Annotated in this window: 8 protein-coding genes; 1 reads left to right on the top strand and 7 read right to left on the bottom strand. The window is 68.7% G+C overall.

Going from position 1 to position 9,897, the window contains the following annotated elements; genetic code table 11:
• From ACIQ6O_RS08260 to ACIQ6O_RS08240, 5 genes are all read right to left on the bottom strand, one after another.
• On the bottom strand, positions 1 to 308 hold a 308-nt coding region (locus ACIQ6O_RS08260), incomplete at its 3' end, for a MarR family winged helix-turn-helix transcriptional regulator (protein WP_396207304.1).
• A gap of 50 nt (positions 309 to 358) precedes the next feature.
• The gene (locus tag ACIQ6O_RS08255; RefSeq protein ID WP_396207303.1) at positions 359 to 2,416 is read right to left on the bottom strand and encodes a GMC family oxidoreductase N-terminal domain-containing protein; all 2,058 of its coding nucleotides are present in this window, start codon (positions 2,414 to 2,416) and stop codon (positions 359 to 361) included.
• A gap of 182 nt (positions 2,417 to 2,598) precedes the next feature.
• Positions 2,599 to 2,961 (bottom strand): hypothetical protein, encoded by a 363-nt coding sequence (locus tag ACIQ6O_RS08250; protein ID WP_396207302.1) that lies wholly within the window; start codon positions 2,959 to 2,961, stop codon positions 2,599 to 2,601.
• 185 nt (positions 2,962 to 3,146) lie between these two features.
• Positions 3,147 to 4,118 carry a drug/metabolite exporter YedA gene (gene yedA, locus ACIQ6O_RS08245; protein ID WP_396207301.1) on the bottom strand — a complete coding sequence of 324 codons (972 nt, stop codon included), beginning with the start codon at positions 4,116 to 4,118 and terminating at the stop codon, positions 3,147 to 3,149.
• An 11-nt stretch (positions 4,119 to 4,129) separates the two neighbouring features.
• Positions 4,130 to 5,167 (bottom strand): YbhN family protein, encoded by a 1,038-nt coding sequence (locus ACIQ6O_RS08240; protein WP_396207300.1) that lies wholly within the window; start codon positions 5,165 to 5,167, stop codon positions 4,130 to 4,132.
• 117 nt (positions 5,168 to 5,284) lie between these two features.
• On the opposite strand from ACIQ6O_RS08240, the gene ACIQ6O_RS08235 reads away from it, so the two are divergent.
• Positions 5,285 to 6,472: a pyridoxal phosphate-dependent aminotransferase gene (locus ACIQ6O_RS08235; RefSeq protein ID WP_396207299.1), complete on the top strand. Its 1,188-nt coding sequence runs from the start codon at positions 5,285 to 5,287 to the stop codon at positions 6,470 to 6,472.
• Positions 6,473 to 6,606: 134 nt separating this feature from the next.
• On the opposite strand, the gene hrpB is transcribed toward ACIQ6O_RS08235, so the two are convergent.
• Positions 6,607 to 9,183: an ATP-dependent helicase HrpB gene (hrpB, locus tag ACIQ6O_RS08230; RefSeq protein ID WP_396207298.1), complete on the bottom strand. Its 2,577-nt coding sequence runs from the start codon at positions 9,181 to 9,183 to the stop codon at positions 6,607 to 6,609.
• On the bottom strand, positions 9,180 to 9,897 hold a 718-nt coding region (locus tag ACIQ6O_RS08225), incomplete at its 5' end, for a S41 family peptidase (RefSeq protein ID WP_396207297.1). The genes hrpB and ACIQ6O_RS08225, both read right to left, overlap by 4 nt.

Genomic DNA, 9,897 nt, shown 5'->3' with positions numbered 1-9,897 from the left:
GCTTCGGTGAGATACACGGAAATGAACCGGCGATCGACTTCATGCCGCTCGCGCCGCACGAGATCGCGCGCTTCGAGCGCATCGATGATGGCGGTCATCTGCGCCTTGCTGCGGCCGAGCGCTTCCGCCAGCTCCTGCTGATGCGTGGGACCACGTTGCTGCAGGGTGTCGAGCACACCGAACTGCGACGCGGAGAGACCGAACGGATGCACGGCGTCATCGACACGTTCCGCCGCCAGCGCCGCGGCGCGCTGCAGGGCGCTGTACGCATCGAGCGCGCGTTTGCGTTTCTTCTCACCTTTGCTCATGTCGGTCCTCGTCGCATCGGGAACGGAATGGGGTGTCCACGCAGAAGGCACTACTGCTGTGCGCCGCGATGCCGCTCGGCCATACGCTCCGTGAGCACCATGGAAAGAGCCATGATGGTCTCCTGCGGATTCACACCGAGGGCCGTCGGCAGCAGCGAGCCATCGGTAATGTACAGGCCACGTGTCCCATGCCGCTCGCCATCCGGGGTGGCGCCAGATGTAACAATGTCGGTCCCCATACGACAGGTCCCATTCACGTGAGCGGAGAAGAGCGTGAGGAGATTGGGCGAGACGGCGCCGCTGGCCAGCGCATCCGCATCGCGCGCCGAGCGAATGGTGAGCGGATGCGCGTGCACGGTCTCGACGGCCTGCGCACCGGCGGCGAAGTGTACACGGGCCATCGCCGCCAGCGACGCGCGAACGCGCTTCTCGTCTTCCTGGGTGAGACGATAGGTGATGGAGGTCTCGCCGCGGCGGTTCACCCGAACACGCCCGCTCGACACGGAACGTTCGGCGCCATCGCGGGTGAGCCCGATAAGCACGCCGAGGTGCATGTTGCGCGCCATCTGGGCGGCATGCGCCGAACCGAATCCGGGCATGGCCGCCGCGGTGAAGGACGGATGCAGCGGTGGTGTTTCGAGCCAGAAGCCGTAGTCCGTGCCCTGCCACCGGATGAACTCGTCGCACATGGTGGTGAGCGGGATCCCCGAACTGACGTCGATCGGGCGGTCGTACACGCCGTTGACGCTGGTGGTAGGGTGCAACCGCAGCCACTGCCCCACCCCGCCGCCGCCGAGCCCGGACTTCTGCAGGAGCACCGGCGTACCCACCGCTCCCGCCGCCAGCACCACGATGGGGGCGTCGACGATGATCTGCTGGCCACCGGGCGTGGTGGCCGTGACCCGCTTGCGGGGTGGGGTGCCCGTACCCGTGTCACGTTCGACGACGTCGACGCGCTGCACACTGGCCTCGGAATAGAGCGTGGCGCCGGCCGCGAACGCGCGCGGCAGATACGTGAGCAGCGTGGACTGCTTTGCGTTATGGCGGCACCCGTAGCTGCAGTACCCGCAGCGCACACACTGCTGCGCGTTGATCATGCCGCTGCGCACCCGCCAGCCGAGCGCGCGCGCGCCGTCGAGGAGGAGGCGGTTGTTGGCCGAGTGCGCGTCTTCCGGCACCAGACCGGCGCGCACGTCGCGCTCCACCCGATCGAACACGGCGGCCATCTCGCGCGGCGTCATGCCATAGGCCCCGTACTCGCGCGCCCACTGCTCCAGCACGTAGTCGGGGGTGCGCAGCATGATCATCCAGTTCACGAGCGTGCCACCACCGGCGGCCGCGCCCTGCAGCATCGTCACCGACGCATCGTCGGTGGTGCGCAGCCCACCATCAGCGAAGAGGCGTTCGGTGAGCGCCGCCTCGTCTTCGTTGAAGTCGGCGGGGGTGAGCCACTCGCCCCCCTCGAGGACCACCACCTCGTAACCGGCCTCGGCCAACAGCGCGGCGCTCACGGCGCCGCCGGCACCGGTGCCGATCACCACCACGTCGGCGCGACGCTGCACGGTGGCGGTAAGCGATCGGCCGGCGATGACGTTGGCGGGAAGCGGCTGCGGGGCGATCGCGCCGGGGAGCACGACCGGTCCGCGCGCCACCGGCTCCGTGGGCGTTTCCTTCTCGCCGGCGGGGAGCGGCCCTTCCCAGGCGTACAGCTGCCGGCGCAGCTGGAAGGGGCCGCGATAGCCCGTGGCCGCGGTGACCTCCGGCCGCGCGTAGTGCATGAGCAGCACCAGCCGGCGCACACTCTGCCACGCCGAGCGAATCGGGGCGAGCGGCGAATCCGTCCAGGCGTCGAGGCAGCGCCGCTGGGCCTCCGGCGGCAGCGAGGCGAACGCCCGGGGGCGCTGCCCGGCGAGTAGCACGGCAACGGGTGACCCGAGCACATCGAGCGCGGTCCCCATCAGGCGCCCACGATGCGGCGGCAGCGACTCGAGCCGATGGACACACCGGGCCAGCAGCTCGGCGCGTGTTTCGTTCGCCGTCGGCGCCCCCTCGAGAATGACATCGGCCAATACGCCGAGGGTGCCGAGCTGGGAGGGGGAGAGGGTCATGTTGGGAGGGTACGGTGTGGGGACGCGGAGGGCAACCGGAGGTACTGCGAGCTGTGGGCTGAGAGCTGACAACCGAAAACTCCCCGCCGCGAACGAGATCTCGGTCGCGGCGGGGAGTTTTCAGCTTTCGGCTTTCAGCTTTCGGTCTTCAGTCAGCACTCGACGGCTGTCGGTTCCCGCCCTCAACTCCGCAAGCTGAACTCCCGCACCGTCTCCTCGTGGGTGAGCACCCAGATGGAGTAGCCACCGAAGAGCGTGCCCCACGGCCAGCGGAAGAGACGGAAGGCGGAGACGACCAGAATGACGTAGCGCGCCCAGTTCTGGTGATTGAGCAGCGCGAAACCGGCAATGAGGCCGAAAAGGCTGATGGCGCCGATGACCGCGGCCGCGATGACGCCGGTGACGCTGCCCACCACCATCACGATGGGGTTGAGCGTGGCGATCGACCCGAAAATGCTGCCGAAGAGCGTACCGAGGGCAGCGAGCATACCCAACGCGCTGTACAGCAGGTTGACCAGCGCGACGACCTTGATGTGAGAGCGCACCGACGACTCCAGATGTTGGGGACGGGAGTCACTACGGAATCGGCGGCGTGGCGTTTCAGGCAGCGCGGAGAGGTACGAGCTGAGAGCTGAGAACCGAGAGCTGAAAACTCCCCCACCCACGCGAGCATCCCGGTCGCGGCCGGGGAGCTTTCAGCTTTCAGCTTTCGGCTTTCGGCTTTCAGCGCTCACCGCCTTCTCCGAGCATCCACCACGCTCACCAGCGCCACGCCGCCGACGATGATGGCCATGGCGAGATAGGCGGTGGCGGGGAGCCGTTCGCCGCCGAGGGCCACGCCGAGGAGGACGGCGACGAGCGGATTCACGTAGGCATAGGTGCCCACGGCGGCGGGGCTGGCCACCTTCAGAAGCCACATATACGTGGAGAAGCCGATAAGTGAGCCGAAGGTGATCAGATAGAGTAGCGATAATGCCGAGTTGAGCGTGACCGTCGACGGGTGGAGCCGCCCCCAGTCCCCGGTAACCAGCGCCAGCAGCCCCAGCAGGACGCCGCCGGTCAGCATCTGCATCGCAATCGCCAGGGCGGCCGGCCGCGCCTGGTTCGAGCTCCGCGAGTACAGCGACCCCACCGTCCAGCTCAGTGAGCCCAGCGTGAGGGCGGCGGCCCCGAGCGGGTCTACCGCGCCCCCGCTTGCCCCGGCGGCCGCGCGCGACGACGGGAGCACCAGCAGCCCCACCCCCACCAGCCCCACGAGCACGCCCACGACCTGCATCACCCGCGGGCGTTTCCCCTGCCAGGCTTCGCACAGCACCAGCCAGAGCGGCACCGTGGCCACCAGCACCGACGACAACCCCGAGCTCACCCGCTGGCTGGCCCAGCTCACCGCCCCGTTGCCCACGAACAGGAGCAGCGCGCCCACGATGGCCGAGTCCCGCCACTGGAGGCGCGTCGGCGCCGGGGCGCCCCGCCACCGCGTAAAGGCGAACAGGGCGCTCCCCGCGATGAGGAACCGCATCGACGCCATGGCGAAGGGCGGAATGCTCTGCACGCCCCACTTGATGGCGAGGTACGTCGACCCCCACACCACGTAGATGATGAGAAAGCCGCCGATGAGCTGCCACTGCGGCACCGTGGCCCCCTCGCCCGCCTCCAGCTCCGTATGAGCGGCGGTGACGCGCGAAATCGTTCGACTGGACACCGGGGAAGCACTCACGACGCCGTCGGGGGGCTGATGGGAGACAACGGGGTGGCGTCACGCGGACGCAGGGCGCGCAGGGCCGCATCACCAGCGGCGAGGCCCCCGATGAGGATGTAGAGATAGAACGTGTAGAAGCGCCACCAGAGCAACGCGGCAACGAAGATTCCCGCTGGGATGGCATTGGACAGCGTGGCCGCGAACGCGCCCTCGATGAACCCGCCACCACCCGGCGCCGGCACCACCACGCCGCCATAGAAGAGCGCGAGGGGCCACAACACGAGCGGCGCGAGGCTGTCCATCGTCAAGGCAAACGCCGGATCACCCAGAAACACCAGCATCGGCAGCGTGGCCACCTTGAAGCACACGTGCAGCACGCTCCCTCCGAACGCCAGCCCCATCAGCACGGGATTGGCGGTACGCAGTGACTGCACCGCGCCGCGCAGCGCGCGCAACGTGCGCTGCACCGCCCGCCACCTTGCCGCATGGAGCCGCAACGGCGCGGCCCATCGTGGGGGCGGGCCATGGGCGTTGCGCCGCGACAGGAACCAGCCCACCGCGCCGGCCCCGAGCACGAAGGTGCTGTAGCCCCCCACCAACGCCAGCAGGCCGCTCGTGCTCGCGCCGCGCCCCCGGAACAGCACGGCGAGCACCGTGCACACCAGCACCAGCGACCACATCTCGAGGAACAGCTCGAGAAAGAGCACCAGCACGCGCTGCGCCGGCCCGGTCCCGCTCTCGGCCAGCACCAGAAAGCGCGACGGCTCAGCCCCCGAGCGGGCCGGGGTGATGGCCGCGGCAAAGTCGCCGGCGAGACACACCCGCAGCGCCGTCCCGAACGCCAGTGGAATGCCGCACGCGCGCGCCGACGCCTGGATCTTGAGCGCGCGCGTCACGATCTCGGCGGTCACCGTCGCCAGCGCCGCGGCGTGGACCGGCCACGCCAGCCACGGCATCCCTCCCGTCGGCCAGTGCCGCGACACCACCCACGCCGAGATCCCCAGCATGGCGGTGAACGAGAGAGCGGTGAGGAGCCAACGTTTCCACGACATGGCGCGCAAGATACAGCAACCGGCCCTGCCTCTGGCGATCGGGCGCGGACGGCTGTCATTTGAGGGGTCGCCGGTGCAGATGCCGGCCCCGCCTTTTCTCCCTTCGCGAGGTGAATCGTGAGCACCGAGTCCTCTGCTGGTCTCTCCCGCCGCCAATGGCTGCGCAACACCGGCCTCGGTCTTGGCGCCACCGTGGCGCTCCCCGGCTTGCTGCCGGCGTCGGAGATGTCGCGTGTGCTCGGTGGCGGGCTCCCGTACTCGGCGCTCCTCGAGCAGATGGAGCGCGACGTGACGACCGCCCGCCGGGCGGCGGGGCCCATCCGCCTTTGCTACAACGAGAACCCGTTCGGCATGTCGCCCAAGGCGAAGGACGCGCTCATGGGCAACTGGGCGCAACACACCTGGTACGTGCCGCCCGTGCGTGAGGAACTCGCGGCAACGTTCGCGAAACACGTGGGGGTACCGGTGGACCATGTGCTCGTCACGCAGGGCTCGAGCGAGGTGCTCTCCATTCTCGCGCTCGCGTACAACATGCACGGCGGCGAGATCGTGGCCCCGTGGCCCACGTTCGAGGATCTGCCGCGCTGGGGCGAGACGCTCGGCGCCACCGTGCACAAGGTGCCGCTCGATCATCGCTTCGATCACGACCTGTATCAGATGGACGCGAAGATCAACGGCAACACGAAGCTCGTGTTCGTGTGCAACCCGAACAATCCCACGTCCAACCTCGCCGACGACCAGGCGCTGCGGGACTTCGTGTCCAACGCGGCGAAGCGTTCCACGGTCATCGTAGACGAGGCGTACTACGATTTCGTGACGCACCCCGGGTACAAGAGCATGACCGATCTCGTGCTCAAGGGCGAACCCATCATCGTGTCACGCACCGCGAGCAAGATTCACGGGCTGGCCGGGCTGCGCATCGGCTTCGCCATCGCGCGACCGGACATCATCAAGAAGCTCTCCCAGTACGTGACCGGCGATCCGAACGTGTTCGGCCTCACCACTGCCAACGCGTCGCTCATGGACACCGAGTATCAGGCGTTCGTGAAGGCGAAGAACGCTGAAGGGCGCACGATGCTGATCGACGCCCTCACGAAGCTGGGCAAGAAGGTCGCGCCGTCGCAGACCAATTTCGTGTTCTTCCAGACGGGCAAGCCGGTGGAACAGATGCAGCAGTATTTCACCGCGAAGGGCTTCACCATCGGCCGCGCCTTCCCGCCCTACACCGACTGGGTGCGCGTATCGATCGGCACCCCCGAAGAGATGAAGCAGTTCGTCGGCGTCCTTCCGGGGGCGTTCGCGTAAGGGCCGGCTTGGGTTGAACAGCTCGTCGGAGAACACGGAGCCACGGAGACACGGAGAACAGCACACCTTTTTGTAGTTCTCCGTGCCTCCGTGGCTCTGCGCCTCCGACGAGCAGTTCTCTCACCCCTCGCCTTTCACGTCCCGCGCGGCTTCGCCCGTCTCGTCGCCTCGGCCGTGAGCGGGTCGTCGGGCCACGGATGCCGCGGGTAGCGGCCACGCAGTTCCTTGCGCACCTCGAAGTAACTGTGCTTCCAGAAGCCGGCGAGATCACGCGTGACCTGCACGGGGCGCTGCGCCGGTGAGAGCAGATGCAGCGTGACCGGCACTCGTCCGTCGAAGAGCGTGGGCGTGCTTGTCCAGCCGAATACTTCCTGCAACTTCACGGCGAGCACTGGCGCGGCCGGTTCGCTGTAGTCGAGTGCGATGCGCGATCCGCTCGGCACCTCGAGATGCGTGGGCGCCAATCGATCGAGCGCCGCCCGCTGCGACCACGGCACGAGGGAGAAGAGCGCTTCGTGCCAGTCCACCTGCTCCAGCTGCGCCCACGTGCGTACGCCATCGAGATACGGGCCAAGCCACTCGGCCAGCGTGTCGACGAGTGCGCCATCGGACACATCGGGCCAGGTCGTGGCGTCGTGATGATGCACGAACGCCAGCCGTTCACGTAGCTTCTGCACGCCCTCCCGCCACGGCCAGGCGCTCACCCCGACACGTTGCAGCTGCTCCACGAGCGCGGTGCACACGGCGTCGGCATCGGGCTCGCGCTGCGGCTTCTCCTCGAGCGTGATGGCGCCGAGCTTCGTGCGCTCCACCGCCTTCACGCTGCGTGAACGCTCGTCCCACGCAACGACACTCGCGCGCACGAGCTGTTCCCCGAAGTCGGCACGAAGGTCGTCGAGCGACAACGGTGCCGCACGCACGATACGGTATTCCGGTGGCTGCCCCTCGAGCTCGGCCACCGCGAGAAACGGCTCGTCGTACATGCTGTCCCCCTTCGGCAGCGCCGCGCCGCTTCCGTTGCGCAGCAGGTAGCGCCCTTCACTGCCGGCGCGACGCTGCGCCACACGGTCGGGGAAGGCCAACGCGAGCAACGTACCCACGTCCGCGTCGTCCCACGTTGTGTCGTTCCCGCTGTTCGATTTTCCGCTGTCCCAGCTTCCGCTGTCCGAGCTTCCGCCCTTCACCCGTTTCACCAGCTCCCCCGCACTCTGCCGCACCCGCCGCACCCCGTCCCGGTCTGCGTGCGCACCGTACGCCGACGCGGCCTCACGATCGCCATGCAGGAACTCCGTGCGCAGACGCAGATCGGCCGGCGCCCGCACGAAGCCTTCACCGCGCAGCACGTCGCGCTCCTCGAGCAGTGCGGCAATGGACGCACCGAGCACGAGCTGTCCACGTTCCGCCGCCACGAGCAGCAAGTGGGCCAATCGCGGCGCGAGCGGCAACGCGGCCATGCGTTTGCCGTGCGCGGTGACGCGACCCAGCGGCCCCTCGTCGCTCAACGCGCCGAGTTGGGCGAGCAGTGTGCGCGCCTGCGCAAACGCTGCGGCACGCGGGGCATCGAGCCAGCGCAGCTGCAACGGATCGGCGATGCCGGCGTCGGCAAGTTCGAGCGCCAGCGACGAGAGATCAGCATCGATGATCTCGGGGCGGGTGCTGGCGAGAAACCCGTGTTCTTCGTGCACATCCCACAGTCGATAACACGCACCGGGTGCCACACGTCCGGCGCGTCCGCGGCGCTGATCGGCCGATGCGCGGCTCACCCGAACCGTGTGCAGGCGCGTGAGCCCGGCGGTGGCGTCGTAGCGCGGGACCCGTGACTGACCGGCATCCACCACCACGCGCACCCCCTCCACGGTGAGGCTCGTTTCGGCCACGCTCGTGCTGAGCACCACCTTGCGTGTGCCCATCGGGGCCGTGGCGAGCGCCGCGTCCTGCTCGGCGAGCGGCATGGTGCCGTGCAGCACGTGTACCCGCACGGTGGTAGGTACCGAACCGGCGAGACGTTCTTCTACACGGCGCTGCTCGCCCATGCCGGGCAGGAACACCAGCACATCACCGTCGTTCGCGTCGAGCGCCTCACGCACCACACGACTCGTAGTGGCCTCGATACGCTCGTCGGTGCGCGGCGGGCGATAGTGCGTCTCGATGGGGAACATGCGTCCGCTGCTGCGCACCACCGGCGCCGCTCCCTGGGCGTCAGCGAGGAGCTGTGCCACGGCGTCGCCGTCGAGCGTGGCCGACATCACCAGCACCCGCAGATCGTCGCGCACCTGCTGCGTTTCCAGCACGAGCGCGAGCCCGAGATCGGCGTGCAGCGATCGTTCGTGGAATTCGTCGAACAGTACCGCGCCGTATCCCTCGAGGGTCGCGTCGGCGGAGAGCAGCCGCGCCAGGACCCCTTCGGTGACCACCTCGATGCGCGTCTGCCTCGACACGCGCGTTTCGCCGCGCACGCGATACCCCACCGTCCCGCCGACCTGCTCACCCAGCTGCTTCGCCATGTAGTGGGCAGCGGCACGCGCGGCGAGCCGGCGCGGCTCGAGCATCACCAGCTTCTGTCCGGCGATCCATGGCTCCTGCAGCAACGCCAGCGGCACGCGCGTGGTCTTGCCCGCGCCAGGTGGCGCCTCGAGCACGGCCACCGTGCGCGCACGCAAGGCGTCGCGCAGCGCCGGCAGGGCATCGTCGATGGGGAGGGCGAAACTCACTCTCTTCGCCGCCCGCCTCGCCCATCGAGCTGCTGCGCCAGCCACTCCTGCGCGCGCTGCAGCACCTCGTCGGTGCCGCTCCGATACCCGCGCAAGGTCAGACGCGCATCGATAAGCGGCGAGATACCGACGCGCTGCCACTGCGAACCATCACTGCGGCGCAGCTCGGCGGCCGGCACATACACCGTGAGCTTGCCTGGCAAGACCACCGGGACGGCTTCGGCAGGAGAACCTGCCGTACTGCTGCCAATGAACGTGATGTCGGTGCTTGCTTCGAGCATGAGCGCGAGGCGTTCCATCGCGCCACTCGTGCGTTCGTCCACGAGGGCAACCAACCGGCCGGCGAAATGACCGGCGGTGTCACCTCGCACCACTCGCGACCGCACCTCGCGTTCGTCGGGGCACTGTGCCGCCTGCTCCCGCAGCGACAGCGTGAGACACGGCGTCGACTGATAGCGGTGCAGCTCGCGCGCCACCACCGCCACCGGCCGCTCACGCACCGCCTGCAACACGGCAAGGCCCACGTGGCTCGAGTCGGCCAGCGCCCCGCGCAGATCCAGGACCCACGCACGCGCCGAGCGATGCCTCGAGAGCTCGGCATCCACCGTCTGCTCGGTGAGCCGATTCACGTCGAGATAGGCGATGCCGTTGGGGAGCGTGAGCGAGGCCGACTGCGCCGGGCGCTCCACCTGCGGCTGCAACGCCATGTACTCG

It is taken from the genome of Gemmatimonas sp. (assembly GCF_044345575.1).
GTDB lineage: Bacteria > Gemmatimonadota > Gemmatimonadetes > Gemmatimonadales > Gemmatimonadaceae > Gemmatimonas.
Note: the sequence above shows the minus strand (reverse complement) of the source record. Positions and strands in the feature narration are given on the sequence as shown.